At 59.3% G+C, this 16078-nt stretch carries 18 protein-coding genes; 6 read left to right on the forward strand and 12 right to left on the reverse strand.

The window, feature by feature from the left end; translation table 11 throughout:
• Positions 1–150: 150 nt before the first annotated feature.
• The 3 genes from J2X71_RS03085 to flgF are packed head-to-tail and all read right to left on the reverse strand — an operon-like array spanning position 151 to position 2846.
• Positions 151–693, reverse strand: a complete 543-nt coding sequence (locus J2X71_RS03085) for a hypothetical protein (protein WP_007816102.1) — start codon at positions 691–693, stop codon at positions 151–153.
• 2 nt (positions 694–695) lie between these two features.
• The gene (gene fliI, locus J2X71_RS03090; RefSeq protein ID WP_310378852.1) at positions 696–2096 is read right to left on the reverse strand and encodes a flagellar protein export ATPase FliI; all 1401 of its coding nucleotides are present in this window, start codon (positions 2094–2096) and stop codon (positions 696–698) included.
• Between the two features lie 15 nt (positions 2097–2111).
• Positions 2112–2846, reverse strand: coding sequence for a flagellar basal-body rod protein FlgF (gene flgF, locus J2X71_RS03095; RefSeq protein ID WP_310378854.1), 735 nt, complete (start codon positions 2844–2846; stop codon positions 2112–2114).
• A gap of 249 nt (positions 2847–3095) precedes the next feature.
• Here flgF and motA point away from each other — a divergent pair, with 249 nt between their 5' ends.
• From motA to J2X71_RS03125, 6 genes are all read left to right on the forward strand, one after another.
• A complete protein-coding gene (motA, locus tag J2X71_RS03100) occupies positions 3096–3968 on the forward strand; it encodes a flagellar motor stator protein MotA (RefSeq protein ID WP_037071050.1) in 873 nt (290 codons plus the stop codon).
• A complete protein-coding gene (locus J2X71_RS03105; protein ID WP_310378857.1) occupies positions 3969–4916 on the forward strand; it encodes a FliM/FliN family flagellar motor switch protein in 948 nt (315 codons plus the stop codon).
• Between the two features lie 66 nt (positions 4917–4982).
• The gene (gene fliN, locus J2X71_RS03110; RefSeq protein ID WP_310378859.1) at positions 4983–5609 is read left to right on the forward strand and encodes a flagellar motor switch protein FliN; all 627 of its coding nucleotides are present in this window, start codon (positions 4983–4985) and stop codon (positions 5607–5609) included.
• A gap of 28 nt (positions 5610–5637) precedes the next feature.
• Positions 5638–6675 carry a flagellar motor switch protein FliG gene (fliG, locus tag J2X71_RS03115; RefSeq protein WP_007816114.1) on the forward strand — a complete coding sequence of 346 codons (1038 nt, stop codon included), beginning with the start codon at positions 5638–5640 and terminating at the stop codon, positions 6673–6675.
• A 131-nt stretch (positions 6676–6806) separates the two neighbouring features.
• Positions 6807–7886 (forward strand): flagellar biosynthesis protein FlhB, encoded by a 1080-nt coding sequence (flhB, locus tag J2X71_RS03120; protein WP_310378862.1) that lies wholly within the window; start codon positions 6807–6809, stop codon positions 7884–7886.
• A gap of 5 nt (positions 7887–7891) precedes the next feature.
• Positions 7892–8332 carry a hypothetical protein gene (locus J2X71_RS03125; RefSeq protein WP_007816117.1) on the forward strand — a complete coding sequence of 147 codons (441 nt, stop codon included), beginning with the start codon at positions 7892–7894 and terminating at the stop codon, positions 8330–8332.
• Positions 8333–8397: 65 nt separating this feature from the next.
• Here J2X71_RS03125 and visR read toward each other — a convergent pair whose 3' ends face one another.
• The 9 genes from visR to J2X71_RS03170 all read right to left on the reverse strand — a co-directional run bounded on the left by visR (position 8398) and on the right by J2X71_RS03170 (position 16075).
• Positions 8398–9144 carry a transcriptional regulator VisR gene (visR, locus tag J2X71_RS03130; protein ID WP_310378864.1) on the reverse strand — a complete coding sequence of 249 codons (747 nt, stop codon included), beginning with the start codon at positions 9142–9144 and terminating at the stop codon, positions 8398–8400.
• Between the two features lie 8 nt (positions 9145–9152).
• Positions 9153–9899: a transcriptional regulator VisN gene (visN, locus tag J2X71_RS03135; protein WP_310378866.1), complete on the reverse strand. Its 747-nt coding sequence runs from the start codon at positions 9897–9899 to the stop codon at positions 9153–9155.
• Between the two features lie 602 nt (positions 9900–10501).
• On the reverse strand, positions 10502–12196 hold the full coding sequence (fliF, locus tag J2X71_RS03140) for a flagellar basal-body MS-ring/collar protein FliF (RefSeq protein WP_310378868.1): 1695 nt from the start codon (positions 12194–12196) through the stop codon (positions 10502–10504).
• A 114-nt stretch (positions 12197–12310) separates the two neighbouring features.
• Positions 12311–12700, reverse strand: a complete 390-nt coding sequence (locus J2X71_RS03145; protein WP_310378869.1) for a hypothetical protein — start codon at positions 12698–12700, stop codon at positions 12311–12313.
• A 16-nt stretch (positions 12701–12716) separates the two neighbouring features.
• Positions 12717–13271 (reverse strand): chemoreceptor glutamine deamidase CheD, encoded by a 555-nt coding sequence (cheD, locus tag J2X71_RS03150; RefSeq protein ID WP_007816127.1) that lies wholly within the window; start codon positions 13269–13271, stop codon positions 12717–12719.
• On the reverse strand, positions 13268–13657 hold the full coding sequence (locus J2X71_RS03155; RefSeq protein WP_007816129.1) for a response regulator: 390 nt from the start codon (positions 13655–13657) through the stop codon (positions 13268–13270). Before J2X71_RS03155 ends, cheD begins: the two co-directional genes overlap by 4 nt.
• On the reverse strand, positions 13657–14703 hold the full coding sequence (cheB, locus tag J2X71_RS03160) for a protein-glutamate O-methylesterase CheB (RefSeq protein ID WP_310378872.1): 1047 nt from the start codon (positions 14701–14703) through the stop codon (positions 13657–13659). The genes J2X71_RS03155 and cheB overlap by 1 nt, the downstream gene beginning before the upstream one ends.
• Complete coding sequence (gene cheR, locus J2X71_RS03165; protein ID WP_310378874.1) at positions 14700–15611, reverse strand: protein-glutamate O-methyltransferase CheR; 912 nt, start codon at positions 15609–15611, stop codon at positions 14700–14702. The genes cheB and cheR overlap by 4 nt, the downstream gene beginning before the upstream one ends.
• Positions 15608–16075, reverse strand: coding sequence for a chemotaxis protein CheW (locus tag J2X71_RS03170; protein WP_007816136.1), 468 nt, complete (start codon positions 16073–16075; stop codon positions 15608–15610). Before J2X71_RS03170 ends, cheR begins: the two co-directional genes overlap by 4 nt.
• Positions 16076–16078: the final 3 nt, after the last annotated feature.

A 16078-nucleotide genomic window follows, 5' to 3' on the forward strand; every position in this document is an offset into this window, starting at 1 on the left:
ACGCCGAACCTAGGGCGGTAATCTTGCGTGGGACTTACGGTAAATGCAGGCTTTACAAGCCATTCTTCGAGATTACTTGCAGACAGTGACCAACCGCCGCCCGGCCGTTTCTCCGACAGAGCCTCGCAGCGATTCGTCTTTTTGCCTGAACTAGTTGTTCTGGTAGATCTCACCCTTGGAAGTAACGATTACCCACTTGCCGTCGCGCTGTTCCAATGTGGCAAGGCGGCTTTCGTCAGGCAGGATCGAGCCGACGCGCACGACATACATGCCCGAGGGATCTTCAATGAGCGCCCGACCGTTGGCCACGTGCAGCAGACGGAAAGAACCCTTGCCCGGGAAAGGCTGATCCTCCATCGAAGCGTCGCCGTTGCGCTCCTTGCCGAGCTCGGAAACGGTTGCCGTCGTCATATTGTCGATCGGCGGGACTTTCTTGCCTTCATCGTTCTTGTTGACCATGGCGAGCGGTGAAACGCTGAAGACGTTGCGCGCCGGCCAGTTCGGCAATTCACGAGAGGCATTGCTATCGGCGACGCTGATGCCGAACTTGTCCGCGTTGAAGAAGACATACCAGGGGAAGAAGGCGGAAGCGCCGGCAAGTGCCAAACCCAAAAAGGTCAGCGCGCGGTCGAGCAGCACTCCCTTGTTGCGCTCTTTCAGTGCGGCGATCCGTTCGTCTTCGAAATCGGCCATGATCAGGCCCTCCTTTGAATAGGCGCACTCGGAGTCGGTACGCCGGCGGCGGCCTTGAGAGCACCGGCAAGATCGGCGAAGGCATCAAGCGATTCGCGGTCTCCCGGAGATTGTTTCAGGACGTCATAGATGATCGGTACCTGCTTGACCGCCATGTCGAGATCGGCATCGGCGCCGGGACGGTAGCCGCCGATAAGGCGCAGGTCCCGTGTTTCCTCGAAGCGGTGGATCAGCACCTTGAGGCGGGAAACCAGCTTTTCCTGATCCGGAGTCCAGGCCTTGCGGGCAAGACGCGAGATGGATGCGAGCGGATCGATTGGCGGGTAGCGCCCCTCCTCCGCCAGGCTTCGCTGGAGAACGATGTGACCGTCGAGAATACCGCGGGTGGAGTCGGCGATCGGGTCGTTATGATTGTCGCCATCGACGAGGATGGAGATGATCGCGGTGATGGTGCCGGCGCCCTCCGGACCGGGACCGGCGCGCTCCAGAAGACGCGGCAGCTCGGTGAAGACGGAAGCCGGATAGCCGCGCGCGATCGGCGGCTCGCCCGAGGCGGTCGCCACCTCGCGAATGGCATGGGCGAAGCGCGTCACGCTATCGACGATGAAGAGAACGTTTTCGCCCTTGTCGCGGAAGTGCTCAGCGATCGTGACCGCCGTCAGCGGCGCCATCTTGCGCAGCATCGGGCTCTCGTCGCTGGTGGCGACGACGGCAATCGCCTTCTTCATATTGCTGCCGAGCGTATCCTCGATGAATTCGCGGACTTCGCGACCGCGTTCGCCGACCAGCGCGATCACCACCTTGTCGAAGGCGTCGGCGCGGGCCAACATCGACAGCAGCGTCGACTTGCCGACGCCGGAGCCGGCGAAAATGCCGAGACGCTGGCCGAGGCAGAGCGGCGAGAAGATATCGATCGCGCGCACGCCGGTCTTGAAGCCGTTTTCGACGCGCTGGCGCGTCATCGAAGGCGGCGCGGTATTTGAGATCGAACGGCGATCCAGGCCTTCGGTGATCGGGCCGAGACCGTCGATCGGCTCGCAGAGGGAATTGATGGTGCGGCCGCACCAGCTGTCCGACGGCGAGATGCGGAAGGCACCCTTGCGGATGACGATGTCATGGATGCCGATCGGCTCGCCCGGTTCGATCGGGCAGACGTAAACCAGGTCCGGCTCTACCCTGACCACTTCGCCAAGATGGACACCCGTCGCGGATTTATGCGCCACGAACTCGCCAAGCCGAACATGCCGGGAAAGGCCGCGGACGGTATAGTGGCCGGCGGCGATGGTATGCACGCGACCGCCATGGGTCACGGAGAATTCCGGCGACGTGTAACGCTTTGCAAGGTCGCCGAGATGTGTGAGCTTCGGCGAGAGAGCGTCCTCGGTCAACAGGGTGGTGTTCATGCTTCACACCCTGCCTCAGCGGCTGCCGCCCAGCGTCTGAACCGCTTCTTTGAAGGAGTCTTCGCTGTCGCGCATCAGCGACGATACGCTATCGAAAGCGCGATTCACCTCGATCAGCTGCGTCATCTCGTGCATCGCATTGACGTTGGAATTTTCCAGATAGCCCTGCTCGACACCGACATTGAAGCGGTCGACGACGGCGCGCGGCTGCTCGGTCGTCATGATGCCGCTGTTTTCGTAGCGCAGGTAACCCTTGCTGATATCGGCTTCGAAGAGGCCGAGTGAACCGACCTGGCGGTCATTCTGATAGATGATGCCATCAGTGCCGACCTTCGGCTCGCCGCCGGCGGTGTTGAGCACGACCGGTGCACCGCCTGCATCGAGAACCGGATAGCCGCGGATGGAAACCAGTTCGCCGGTATCACGCATCGTGAAGCGACCGTCCCTTGTCAGAACGCGGCCGGCGGGCGTATCGAGAGAGAACCAGGCATCGCCCTTGACGGCGAAGTCGAGCATGTTGCCGGTGTGCTGCATTTCGCCATGAGTGGTGTCCAGGTAGTCGTTGCCCTGGGAGACGAAGGCGACCTTGGTGTTCGTCTTGTTCTCGTTGTTCGCCAACATTTCATCGAACTTTACCTCGGTGCCGCGAAAACCGGTCGTGTTCACGTTGGCCATATTGTCGGCGATCGTCGTCAGGCGTTTCTCGAGAGCCATCTGCGACGACAGGGAAACGTAAAGACCGGATTGCATGTCGGTAAGCTCCACATTGGCGATAAACGGGACGAAACACCGGGCTCCTTTTAGTTCGGCCACGGGTTCCGCTGAGCGGCATCTCAGACATGGGCGCGCATAGGCCCACTCGTCACGTTCAATATGAAGGCAAATCCTTGCGCGAAGCTGGTAGCGCAAATGAATGCGCAAAAGCCGCGTTCATCAGCCTCACGCAAGGCACAAACCCTATCCGTCGCAAAGAAAAGCAACGTTCAGATTGGGCTGACGATGAATATTATTATCGGATTTGTAGTTGTCTGCGGCTGTATCGTCGGTAGCTTCATGGCCATGGGCGGCGAAGTCGATGCTCTTTTTCAGCCCTTCGAATTCCTGATCATCGGCGGCGCCGGCCTCGGCAGCTTCATCATGGCCAACCCCATGAAGGTGGTGAAGGACTCCGGCAAGGCGCTCGGAGAGGCCTTCAAGCACTCTGTTCCCAAAGAGCGCAACTATCTCGATACGCTCGGCGTGCTCTATTCGCTGATGCGCGACCTGCGTACGAAGTCGCGCAACGAAATCGAAGCGCATATCGACAATCCGGCGGAATCGACGATCTTCCAGCAGGCTCCGACGGTTCTAAAGAACAAGGAACTGACGGCCTTCATCTGCGACTACGTGCGTCTGATCATCATCGGCAACGCCCGCTCCCACGAGATCGAGGCGCTGATGGACGAAGAAATCAACACCATCCTTCATGACAAGATGAAGCCTTACCACGCGATCCAGATCATGGGCGATTCGTTCCCCGCTATCGGTATCGTCGCGGCGGTTCTCGGCGTCATCAAGGCCATGGCGCATATCAACGACTCGCCGGAAGTGCTCGGCCACCTCATCGGTTCGGCGCTCGTCGGCACATTCCTCGGCATTCTGCTTTCCTACTGCGTCTGCTCACCGCTCGTCTCGCAGATCAAGGTCGTCCGCTCCAAGCAGCACCGCCTCTACGTCGTCGTCAAGCAGACCCTGCTTGCCTACATGAACGGCTCGGTGCCGCAGGTCGCCCTCGAATATGGCCGCAAGACGATCTCGGCGTATGAACGCCCGTCGATCGACGCAGTGGAACAGGAAATGATGAACCCAGGTGGCGAAAACAAGGCAGCTTAAATGACTATGAGCAATGCTTCGCATGACAACCCGACAATGGATCCCGTCCTCCTTGCCAAATTGACCGGCGGTCTCGGCGACAAGGGCAGGGTTGCCAAGCTCTGCAGTTCCTTCAGCGATATCTACAGCGAATTCCTTCCTGATATCCTGAAGAGCGAAACCGGCCTCGACGTGACAGTCGGCTATCTCGGCTGCGAGATCGGCTACAAGAATCATCTGATCGACGATCTCAGCTCCAACATGACACTGGTCGATGCGACGCTGCGCAATTGGTCTCAGAACATCACCATCGCCTGTGGCAACAGTTTCATCATTACCCTGATGGAACATCTGCTTGGCGCTGCTGCCGAAACGATCGAGGAGCCGGCCGACCGGCTTCTCTCCGTTATCGAGATCGACCTCGCCGGCATGGTGTTCGACAAGATCTCCAAGGTGCTGCGTTCTGCCGTCAACGCGCCTGGCGGATTCGAGCCCAGCCTGTCGGCTCCCTTCGCTCTTGAAGCACGCATCCGTCCGCCGGAAGACCGTCCGGATGAATTCGCGGCGGCAATCAACATGTCGATCACGCTTGCCGGCATCACTTCCGAATTCAGCCTGATCGTCCCCCAGGCAGCGCTGCTCAAGACCAAGGTCTCTGCCCCGAAGCCGAAGAAGCAGCCGAGCAAGTCGCCGGAGTGGACGGAGCAGATCGGCGACCAGGTTCGCCGGTCGCAGGTGACCCTCGAAGCGAAGATCCGCCTGCAGGATTTGACGCTCAGAACGATTTCCAAACTGATGGCCGGCGACGTCATTCCTTTCCGCGACAGCGGCGACGTACGCGTCGAAGTCAGCGCCAACAGCCGAGAATTGTATGTGTGCGAGTTCGGGCGTTCAGGCGACAACTACATGGTGCGAGTGAAAGACACCATGAATTCGGATGATGAGCTGATCCGGCACTTAATGAATTAATCGGTTCTCTCGCTCTCAGGGCCACAAAGGCAGTTTGAGGCAAGTTTCAACTGGAATAGTGATTTCATGGCTACGAAGAAGACACAGCAGAATAGTGACCTCTCCCTGGACATGCCGGGCAATGAAGCCGATCTGGATCAGGCTATCGACGATCTGCGCGGCGTGCTGAAGAAAGATTCGGACGGCGACCTTCCGCAGTTCGGCGACGACCTGCAGAACGATGCTTTCGCAGCGGGAACGGACCTTTCGCCGTTCGGTGGTGATGCCGGCGAAACCTCCTTCGGCGGTGCCGATTTTGCAGGCGGCGATTTCGGGGGCGGTGATTTCGGCGACAATGCTGCCGGCATGGGCGCAGCAGGCTTTCCCAGCCTTGACGCCGCGCCGAGCTTCGGCGGCAATTCCTTCCAGTCCGCTCCGGCACCGCTCGGGAGCGCACTGAACTCGAACTTCGACCTGATCATGGACATCCCTATCGATGTCCAGATCGTGCTCGGGACGAGCCGCATGCAGGTTTCCGGCCTGATGAACCTCACCGAGGGTGCTACCATCGCGCTCGACAAGAAGATCGGCGAGCCGGTCGAGATAATGGTGAATGGCCGCAGGATTGCACGCGGCGAGATTACGGTTCTTGATAACGACGACACGCGATTCGGTGTAAAACTGATAGAAGTTTTGAGCACGAAAAAAGCCTGATCCCTGTGCGGGACGGAGAGGTTAGACCATGATGGACTTTGACGATTTCGGCGGCGCACTTGCCGGGAAACCGTTGACCCAGGCTGAAAAGGCGGCGGCAGTTCTTCTCGCTATGGGGAAGGGGGTCGCCGGCCGACTGCTGAAATATTTCACGCAGGCCGAGTTGCAGACCATCATCGGATCTGCCCAGGCGCTTCGCGCCATCCCGCCGGACGAGCTGCTTCAGCTCGTCGGCGAATTCGAAGATCTCTTCACCGAAGGCGCCGGTCTGATGGACAACGCCAAGGCGATCGAGGCCATCCTCGAGGAAGGGCTGACGCCTGACGAAGTCGACAGCCTGCTTGGCCGCCGTACTGCCTTCCAGGCCTACGAAACTTCCATCTGGGACCGTCTCGCCGAGGCGGAACCTGCCTTCGTCGCCCAGTTTCTGCTGCGGGAACATCCACAGACCGTTGCCTATATCCTGTCCATGATGCCGTCGTCCTTCGGCGCGAAGGTGCTGCTGCAGCTTCCCGACAACCGCCGCGCCGACATTATGAACCGCACGGTCAACATGAAGGGCGTCAGCCCGAAGGCCGCGCAGATCATCGAAAACCAGGTGATGACGCTGCTTGCCGAGATCGACGCGGAACGCAACGCATCGGGCTCCACCAAGGTCGCCGACCTAATGAACGAAATGGACAAACCGCAGGTCGACACGCTGCTCACCTCGCTCGAATCGATCAACCGCGAGGCGGTCAACAAGGTTCGTCCGAAGATCTTCCTTTTCGAAGACCTCATGTTGATGCCGCAGCGCAGCCGCGTGATGCTGCTCAACGATATCTCGTCCGACGTTCTCACCGTCGCACTGCGCGGCGCATCGGCCGAAATCCGCGAATCGGTCCTTTCCTCCATCAGCCCGCGCCAGCGCCGCATGATCGAATCGGATCTGCAGAGCGGCATGGCCGGCGTCAATCCACGCGAGATCGCGATTGCGCGGCGCGCCGTCGCGCAGGAAGCGATTCGCCTGGCCAATGCCGGCCAGATCGAGCTCAAGGAAAAGGAAGGCGGCCCGGCCGCCGCCTAAACGATCGCAGTTGTTGACAAGCCCCCTCGCCCACAAGGCGGCGGTTGATCAGCAGCACGCACAAGACTACCCTTCGGTGAAATGGGCCGCGCTCCAGTCGCGGCCTTTTTCTTTGACGGAGGGCCGCAGACTTGGCCGATGAAGACAAGGACAGCAAAACAGAAGCCCCTACCGCGAAAAAGCGGTCTGATGCTGCCGAAAAAGGTAATACCCCCCACTCGCGTGAAATCTCGATCTTCACGACGATTCTGGCGACCTTCATCTATCTCGTCTTCTTCCTTCCCGACGCGACGTCACACATGGCCGAGACCCTGCGTGACGTCTTCGAGCAGCCAGATCAGTGGAAGATCGAGACCGGACCTGACGTCATCTCGCTCTTTGCGAAGCTCGGCTGGGCTATGGCTGCGCTTCTGGCCCCTGCCTTCATCATGTTCATTGTGTTCGGCATCGCCTCGTCCGTCTTTCAGAACCTGCCGACGCCGGTTCTCGAACGCATCCGTCCGCAGGCCTCGCGTATTTCACTGATCAAGGGATGGTCGCGGCTCTTCAGCCTTCAAGGCCTCGTCGAATTCGGTAAGTCGCTGTTCAAGGTGGTGGTGGTCGGAGTGATTCTCTTCTTCGTCCTCAGAAGCGAATATTTCGGCTCGATCGATGCGATGTTCTCCGATCCGCAGACGATCATGGTTCGTATGATGACGGCGATGCGCAAGATCATCATCGTCATGCTGGTCGCCACCGCGATCGTTGCGATCGCCGACGTCTTCTGGACGCGTTATCATTGGTTCACCGAACTGAAGATGACGAAGCACGAGATAAAGGAAGAAAATAAGCAGTCGCAGGGCGACCCCTTCGTCAAGAGCAGGCAGCGCTCAGTCATGCGTGACCGCGCCCGCCGACGCATGATCGCCAGTGTCCAGCGTGCCACCCTCGTCATCGCCAACCCGACGCACTATGCCGTAGCGCTGCGCTACGTACGCGAAGAAAACGATGCACCGGTCGTCCTTGCCAAGGGCCAGGACCTTATTGCGTTAAAAATCAGAGAGATCGCCGAGAAGAACGACATCCCTGTCTTCGAGGATCCACCTCTCGCACGCTCCATGTTTGCGCAAGTCTCGGTGGATAGTGTCATACCGTCAGTCTTCTATAAGGCCGTCGCGGAACTCATTCATCGGGTTTACGCCGCGGAGGCCAAGAACAAACGGGTAAGATAAGTCGAATGAAAAAATGCCCCTACTCTGCCCAGCGTGAAAAAATCCTTGCAGAAGCGATCAGCCCGGTCGCAACCGAGCTCAGGCTTCTGGACGCATCCGATCTCATTTCTCTGCTGCGTTTCGAGTATTACGGCAATCTCGCCGACCTCGTCGCTTCCGCAGCGGAACTGTTTTTCCATCCCGGCACTGTCAACTTCGGCCTGGGGGGAAATTATACGCTGGAATGGGGCGGCAAGCCCGAAGTTGTGCTCGATCTCGAAATCAAGCCGCGCGGCGTGACCGTCTATGCGCAGCTGACACTCGCCGAAGATCATGCCGGCATCGAGATCAATCATATTTCCTTCCAGAACGCCTCCAGCGATCCGGACACAAACACGGCTTTTCTCCAAAGAAGCCTGCACGAAGCGCGCTATATCGTGGCAAAGCCGCAGGCGCTCGCCGGCTAAAGCATTTCCGTTTGAGAATATCAGGCCCGGCCCGCAAGGCGCCGGGCTTTGCCGTTCTCAGAGCCCTAGCTGATGTAGCCGAGACGTATTGCCTTCGCGATCGCCTGAATACGGTTGACCGAATCGAGTTTGATGGTCGCCGAGCCGAGATAAGCGTTCACCGTGTGGACGGACAGGCCGAGCTTGTCGGCGATTTCTTCGCTGATACGGCCGTCGCCCGCAAGCTGAAGGCAGGCGATCTCACGTTCGCTCAGCGCTTCGGTCGCCGCCGCACGCCGCTCATCGAGCGACAGCAGGTCCATCATGACATTGCAGCACCGGCCATGCAGCTCGATGATCGTATCGCTCGACGGATCGATATCGTCGCCGGTGAAAAGCACGAAGCCATTGCCGATGGCGCCAAGGCGCACTGGAAATGCGAGACCGGAGAAAGGCACCATGCCGTCTTTCAGCCTCACCATGAAGGGAGAGAAGTCGGCAGGACCAGGAGCTGCACGATCGTGGCTGCCGGCCCAGAACAAGGGCAGCAGCGAGCGATCGATATGGTCGAGCAGAGCCTCGCCATGGGCATCGACGAAACCCTTGCCGAAGCCGGCATTCGAGGGACTCCAGTTTTCCAGCTCGCAGATCAGTCGCTGCTTTGCCGGTATGCCGGAGCCGGTGACACGAAAAACGGCGAAGCCTTGCGCATCCGCGAGCTTCTGCATGGCAATCAGGCGCGGGAAAAGGTCAGACCGGCTGGAAATCCTGTTCACACGTACCATGCGCATCTGGTCCGTGTTGCCTAGCGCCCTGCCTGGATGATGGCCCATAATTTCCCTCAGACGAGATTGTTGCGAACGGCGAAGGCTATCGCCTCGGAACGCGTCTTCGTTGCAGTCTTCCGCATCACGCTGGTGATATAATTATTGATGGTATTCCGGGAGATGCCGAGGATCATGGCGATCTCGTCGCTTGTCTTGCCTTCCGCAATCCAGAAGAGGCACTCGAGCTCCCGGTCGGTCAGTTCGAAATCGCGATCGACCTTCGTGCCCCCGCACCGAAGGAAGCTTGCGAAATAGCCTGCAAGCAGGCCTACGTCGCGGAGACGTTCCGGCGAAAGAACGAAACCTTCCCTGAACAAGAACATCAGCACCAGGCGAGAGCGGCCGACATTCAAGGTCAGCGAGCAATATTGGCGGCTCGCACCATGCGGCACATCGGCGCTGTCCGGCAGGAGTGCGAAGCCCGGCTGCAGCACCTGCATGCACTTCTCGAATTCAGTCGAGCGCGCATAACCCACGACCAGGTCATTGGCGACCTCCTTCACCAGATCGAAAGGCCAGTCGGACGAAACGATAAAGTCCAGACCGCTTTCCTGGATGAGATCGCAGCGCGCCATCAGATAGTGCATGGCGCCGACATACTCGGTCAGCGCCAGCAAGCCGGCATGCAATTTACCGGTTTCGGCGATGACGCGAAGGCGATCGATCAGTTCGTCGCGCGGCAAAAGATCCGGCACATTGGCGCCGACGAAGTTCGCCATCTGCTGCTCGCCTTTATTCGCCTGAAATATGTCCATATCCATTGGCAGTAACCTGCGGCTGAGAAACTGTCGGTTCTCGCAAAGAAGTTCGGTTTTTGTGAAAGGGATTCAAACACATGCCCCACGCGAATCCCACTTCGAATCACTTAAGGGTAAGCCAACCATCGTAAATCACCATCTCCGACTTCTGGGGATTTACTTTTGCGACCTTCCATGCGGTGATTCGATCACCACTCCACTCTCGCGAAGATGTATAAAACTAGGATGATTCTGGCATTGGCCGCAATGTTTCTCACCTTATGCGCGAGTGACACTGAGCGGAATTATCGGTCTGAATGACGTAATTATCACAGTTCCGGCCAAGGAAGTGCCGCAACGGAAAGCCCCGGTAGAAGCAGATTTCAAACGCGCGAAAGCAACGACCTGTTGTTCTACTGGAGACATACTTGCGCCATCCGCCTTATGCACGGCTTGAGCATCATGCGAAGGGCGTCATCCCGCTGCCTGGCGATCTCTACATCAGAACTCTCTGCAATAGAGTAACCGGCTCCTTACGAGCCGGTCACGAGTTCCGGTAACGTTCTTGTTACCGGCCGATGTATCCACAGACGAGAAAGAAAAAGGCCGGTTTCCCGGCCTTTTCATTATGCAGCTTCGTCGATGGCCCATTTCCTGAGAATCTTCGCGGCGCGCTCCTCATTGATCTCCACCATACGGGCGAGCTTGCGTTCCGGACCTTCCTTGACGCGGCGGTTGAAGTTGCCGTCGTCGTCGCCGAGACTGAGCAGATCCTCGGTGCTGTCGAAGCCGAAGTCGGAGCCGAAGCCATCCATCAGCGCGCCGCCCGCAGAAGCGCCTGCCGGTGCGAAGTCCGGCAGTTCCAGGCCAGCCGATTCCGGAGTGGCGTCGCCGAAAACTGCGGCGGATGAACCCGAGCCGTTGACGGTGCGGATGAGAGGACGCACACCCAGCCAGACCACCACGAAGGCGACCGCGACGAAGGCCAGCGAGTTGATGATGCCGGCGAGATTGCGGCTCAGCATGTCCATGACATGGACGCCGTTGTTGGCATCGTCAAGGAGCTGGTTTTCGAGGAAGTCCATTGCGGTGACGGTGACGACGTCACCGCGGTTGGTATCGAGGCCAGCGGCCGAGGCGACGATGCTTTTCATCTCTGCGAGATAGGCGTCGATCTTGGCCTGGTCTGCCGGTTCGCCCACCATCTTGGCGATGCGGCCCTTGTTGACGACGACGGCGACCGAGAGCTTTTCGACCCGGTAGCTGTTGCGCGTCGTGGCCGTGGTCTTGCTGTTGATTTCGTAGTTGGTCTGCTCTTCGCGCTTGTCGGACTTGTCCTGCGACTGCGGGCCGGTCGCGCCACCAGCGTCAGGTGCAGCCTGCGGAATGTTCTGCTCGACCGTCGTCGCGTTGTCAGCCTGGTTCTGCTGCGACTGCTGGGCTTCTTTGGTGGAGCGGACCGAGCGCTCGACCTTGGATTCCGGATCGTAGGTGGTTTCCTGGATCTGTTGGGCGTCGGTGTTCAGATTGGCAGTTACGCTGGAGCGGAAGTTATCCATGCCGAGGAAGGGGGCGAGCGCCTTATCGATGTTCGATTCGACTTCCTGCTGGACGTTCTGGACGATATTGAGCGAGCGGTTCAGCGTACCGTTGGAGGCGTCATCGCCGGAGGCGAGAAGCTGGCCGGCGGAATCGAGGATCGTCACGTCAGCGACATCAAGCCCCGGCACGGCCGAGGCGACGAGGTGGCGGATCGAGGTGGCGGCGTTTCGCCCTGTCGCGGCACTGGCGCGAATCATGACGGAGGCCGTCGGCTTCTGTTCGGCCTTCCGGAAATTGCCGACCTCGGGCATGACGATGTGAACGCGTGCGGCGGTGATGCCCGAGATCGATTGAATGGTGCGGGCGATTTCACCTTCGAGGGCGCGGACGCGGGTCACTTCCTGCATGAAGGAGGTGAGGCCGAGCGAACCGACATTATCGAAGAGCTCGTAACCGGCATTCGCGCTGTTCGGCAGGCCGCGTTCGGCAAGCAGTAGCCGGGCCTTGCCCGTCATGCCCGCTGGTACGGTGATGCTGGAGCCGTCCGTTCCAACCTGGAAATCGACGTTGCTTTCGGCGAGCGCCATGCTGATCTGGTTAAGATCAGGCGTGTCCAGGCCGACGTAAAGCGTTTCCTGGGCCGGTTTGTTGACGAAAATTGCGGCCGCCAGGATGATTGCGATGGAAGCGGCGCCGACCCCACCAAGGATCATCAAACGCGTCCGCCCAAGCGAACCAAAGTTCTTAATAATCTGAACTAATTGATTTAACAGATTCATTCTGTTCTCGCACGATCCGTCAAAGACAAAGCAGGCTTATTGCCTCATTTGACGAATAGACGCCGAAACTTGTGCGAGCGTTTCGTTCAGCGCATGCAGGAATGAATTACAATATCAGAAGAAATCGAAGTCGCCGGCCGCCTTGCTGAGCGGCTGGGAGTGGCCGTGACGGGTACCGCCGCCGAGGGCTTTCTGCATTTCGGCAAGCTTGACGAGGCTCAGCGCTGTTGCGACATCGATCGACCAGTTCTGCGGAATTTCACCGGTGATGGTGTCGATGAATTCGGCCAGACCGCGCGATTTCTGCACGGCGAGATCGATGCCCTGCATCACCTTCATGCTATCAGGGGAATTCAGGATTTCCGAGCCGCCCAGTTCGATCAGCTGAGGCTCGATCCGTTCCATCAGGTAGGCAACGTCGTGAAGCTCGGAGACAATGCGCATCAATATGTCGCTCAGCGCCTCGACCGGCGCCGGCGGCTCGATGATCGGTGTAAAACTCATATAAAAATCCTCGCCATCAAAAGAATTCGATACTGGTCTCGGCGGGCTTCTGCGGAGCGGCGGGACGCTGCTCGAGAGCGACGGTTTTCTGCGTTTCGGCGCCGGTCAGGGGGTATTGCCGGGCACGGCCGGACACCGGCCAATATTCGATCTTGCGTCCATGCTCACCGCCGGTGCTGGAGCTGACCACCGGAATGCCTTCATCCCGAAGAAACTGCACGGCGAAGGCGGCGTTCTGCTCGCCGACATTCGAGAATGTCGAGATCGTCTTCGCTCCTCCGAAGATCTTGGCCTCCAGCCGGTCGCGTCGCGCGCCCTTTTTCAGGAGGCCGTTGATCAACAGTTCCATGAGATGCACGCCGTATCGCGTGGCATCGCCGCCGGTCATCGGGGTGTTGCCTGTCCCCGGCAGCAGGAAGTGGTTCATGCCGCCGACACCGGCGACGGGATCTCTGAGGCAGGCTGCCACGCACGAGCCAAGGATGGTCGTGAGCACCGCATCCGGGTCGCTCAGGACCTTATATTCACCCTGAATGATGTGCACGCGGCGGGCCGCACCCTCAGTGATCATTTCAGGGCTCCAAACACGGCTTCGATAGCCGCTTTCATCTTTTCGATGGTGAAGGGCTTGGCCAGAACGTTGTTTGCGCCGAGCTGCGCTGCTTTGGTCACCAGCGCACGGTCGCCCTGTGCGGTGAGGATGATAAAGGCCGCCTTCTTGGTGTTCGGATTGCTGCGGACTGCCTGCAGGAAGCCGATGCCGTCCATCTTCGGCATGTTGAAGTCCGAGATCACGAGGTGGTGGGGTTGCTCCGCCATGATCTTCATACCCTGCTCGCCGTCGCCGGCAGAGGTGATCTGCTTGAAGCCGAGCTGCGTCAGCGCGTCGCTGAGTAGCAGGCGGCTCGTAACCTGATCGTCAACGATCAGAACTTTGATTTTCTCCGCGATCGACATTATTCGGTCCCTTCCTTTCGGGCGGCTGTCATTTTCAATATTTCTTCGCCGATGGCAGCAAGCGGGAGCTGCTGTTCAACTGCGCCAAGTTCGTAGGCAACTCTTGGCATTCCGTAAACAACGCAGGTTTTTTCGTTCTGACCGAGCGTTCTGGCCCCTGCATGTCGCATTTTTAACAACCCGGCGGCCCCGTCGCGACCCATGCCGGTGAGGATCACGCCGACGGCATTGCGTCCGGCGAGTTCGGCAACCGAATCGAAGAGCACATCGACCGATGGACGATGGCCATTGACCGGCCCCCGCTCGACCAGCCGGCAACAGGGCGCCGATGTATTGGAGACCTGCAGGTGACGCTCGCCGCCAGGCGCAAGATAGACCTTGCCGATCTCGAGACGGGCGCCATCGGTCGCTTCTTCCACGACCGGCGCACAGAGGCGGTTCAGCCGTTCGGAAAAGCTCTTGGTGAAGGTCGGCGGCATATGCTGGGTGATGACGGTCGGCGGGCAGTTCGCCGGGAATTTCTGCAGCACGGCGATCAGGGCTTCCACGCCACCGGTCGAAGAACCGATCGCCACGATCTTGCGGCCGACGCGGAAATCGGCAACTGCGAGCGGCGTGACGGCGGCAGACTTGGCCGGCTTGGCGAAATTGCGCTGCGTGCGGGCGGCGGCCTTTACCTTCTCGACGAGGTCGCCGAAGGGGCGCGGCTCGCCCGGCTGCGGCTTGCCGACGCAATCGAAGGCACCGATTTCAAGGGCTGCGAGCGTCGCCTCCGCGCCGCGATGCGTCATGGTCGAAACCATGATGACGGGCATGGGCCGAAGGCGCATGATCTTTTCGAGGAAGTCGAGGCCGTTCATGTTCGGCATTTCGATATCCAGCGTTAAGACATCGGGGTTCAGCCGCTTGATCGCCTCGCGCGCCTCCAGAGCGTCGCCGGCCTGGCCTATGACGTTGACTTCGGGATCCGAACTCAAGACGGCCGAGATCAGGCCGCGCATGGTCGGCGAGTCGTCAACGACGAGAACTCTTGCCGGAGCGCTCATGCCTTCCTCCCGATACCCTTGGTCGTATAGCGATAGGTGGTGATGCCGATATTGTCGAAGACGTGCTTGGCCTCGCCCGAGACGCGCTCGGAATGGCCGATATAGAGATGGCCACCCTCCGGCAGCAGGCCGGCAAAGCGCTGCCAGATCTTCATCTGGGTCGGCTCGTCAAAGTAGATTACGACATTGCGGCAGAAGATGACGTCGAACTTGCCCTTGAACGGCCACTGGGCCATCAGGTTCAGTTCGTTGTAGGTGATGAGGCGCTTCACGCGGTCGTCGACCTGGAACTTGCGGCGTCCCTGCATCTCGACCTCGGTAAACCATTGCTTACGCATGGCAGGCGAGACGGTTTCCAGCGCGTTTTCGTCGTAGGCGCCGGCCCGGGCGATCGCCAGGATCTTCGGGTCGATGTCGGTCGCGAGAATCTTGAAGTCGTAGTCGGCAGCGTTCGGCATCATTGACAGAACGGTCAGCGCGATCGAATAGGGCTCCTGCCCATCCGAGGACGCAGCAGACCAGATGCGGACACGGCCGCCGGCGCGCGCGCGGTTCAGAAGATCGGGCAGCACATGGTCGCGCAAGTGTTCGAAATGATGGTTTTCGCGGAAGAAACGCGTGAAGTTTGTCGTCAGGTGTGACAGCATCTCGCGCCGGGCGGCAGCACCTGCCGGAGAAGCGACAAGCTCGCAATATTCGCGAAACCCCGAAAGGCCTAGATTGCGGATGTGCTTCGACAGACGAGAGTAGACCAGCGAGGCCTTCGTCTCATTGAGATAGATTCCGGCATCCGCATAGATCATGGCGGCGATTTCCGAGAGATCGCGGCGCGTCAGCGGGTATTCCCCGCTCGCCAGAACCTCGTCAGCACCAGACTGCCTCTGATCTTTTACGCCAAGTGCGTTCATGCGGCTTCGCTTTCGGTGTCGGGGAACAGGGCTTCGAGTTCGATCAGGCAGATCATTCGCTTTTCGATGGAGAGAATGCCGCGGGCGAACTGACGCTGCAGGTCTGAGGAGATCTCGGGCGTGGGCTGGATGTCATCTTCATTGACGGTCAGAATGTCGGAAACAGCGTCGACCAGCAGGCCCACCGTTTTGCGGCGGACCTGGGCGACGATGATGACGTGGCGGGCGGTCGGATCGACCGGCTTCATGCCGAGCCGGCCCGACAGATCGATGATCGGCAACACCGCGCCACGCAGGTTTATGACGCCAATCATATAAGATGGCGAATGCGGCATCGCGGTTGCCGGGGTCCAACCTCGGATTTCGCGGACTGCCATGATGTTCACGCAGAATTCCTGATCGCCGATGCGAAATGCGATAAGCTCGTTTCCGCCCAGGGTCAGATTTTTTGCCGTGTACGACATTGA

Source organism: Rhizobium sp. 1399 (assembly GCF_031455475.1).
In the GTDB taxonomy this organism is placed as follows: domain Bacteria; phylum Pseudomonadota; class Alphaproteobacteria; order Rhizobiales; family Rhizobiaceae; genus Rhizobium.

Excerpts from the sequence above, each read along its gene's own strand:
- J2X71_RS03085 (WP_007816102.1), bottom strand. The coding sequence starts at position 693 with ATGGCCGATTTCGAAGACGAACGGATCGCCGCACTGAAAGAGCGCAAC.
- fliI (WP_310378852.1), bottom strand. The coding sequence starts at position 2,096 with ATGAACACCACCCTGTTGACCGAGGACGCTCTCTCGCCGAAGCTCACA.
- flgF (WP_310378854.1), bottom strand. The coding sequence starts at position 2,846 with ATGCAATCCGGTCTTTACGTTTCCCTGTCGTCGCAGATGGCTCTCGAG.
- motA (WP_037071050.1), top strand. The coding sequence starts at position 3,096 with ATGAATATTATTATCGGATTTGTAGTTGTCTGCGGCTGTATCGTCGGT.
- J2X71_RS03105 (WP_310378857.1), top strand. The coding sequence starts at position 3,969 with ATGACTATGAGCAATGCTTCGCATGACAACCCGACAATGGATCCCGTC.
- fliN (WP_310378859.1), top strand. The coding sequence starts at position 4,983 with ATGGCTACGAAGAAGACACAGCAGAATAGTGACCTCTCCCTGGACATG.
- fliG (WP_007816114.1), top strand. The coding sequence starts at position 5,638 with ATGATGGACTTTGACGATTTCGGCGGCGCACTTGCCGGGAAACCGTTG.
- J2X71_RS03125 (WP_007816117.1), top strand. The coding sequence starts at position 7,892 with ATGAAAAAATGCCCCTACTCTGCCCAGCGTGAAAAAATCCTTGCAGAA.
- visR (WP_310378864.1), bottom strand. The coding sequence starts at position 9,144 with ATGGGCCATCATCCAGGCAGGGCGCTAGGCAACACGGACCAGATGCGC.
- visN (WP_310378866.1), bottom strand. The coding sequence starts at position 9,899 with ATGGATATGGACATATTTCAGGCGAATAAAGGCGAGCAGCAGATGGCG.
- fliF (WP_310378868.1), bottom strand. The coding sequence starts at position 12,196 with ATGAATCTGTTAAATCAATTAGTTCAGATTATTAAGAACTTTGGTTCG.
- J2X71_RS03145 (WP_310378869.1), bottom strand. The coding sequence starts at position 12,700 with ATGAGTTTTACACCGATCATCGAGCCGCCGGCGCCGGTCGAGGCGCTG.
- cheD (WP_007816127.1), bottom strand. The coding sequence starts at position 13,271 with ATGATCACTGAGGGTGCGGCCCGCCGCGTGCACATCATTCAGGGTGAA.
- J2X71_RS03155 (WP_007816129.1), bottom strand. The coding sequence starts at position 13,657 with ATGTCGATCGCGGAGAAAATCAAAGTTCTGATCGTTGACGATCAGGTT.
- cheB (WP_310378872.1), bottom strand. The coding sequence starts at position 14,703 with ATGAGCGCTCCGGCAAGAGTTCTCGTCGTTGACGACTCGCCGACCATG.
- cheR (WP_310378874.1), bottom strand. The coding sequence starts at position 15,611 with ATGAACGCACTTGGCGTAAAAGATCAGAGGCAGTCTGGTGCTGACGAG.
- J2X71_RS03170 (WP_007816136.1), bottom strand. The coding sequence starts at position 16,075 with ATGTCGTACACGGCAAAAAATCTGACCCTGGGCGGAAACGAGCTTATC.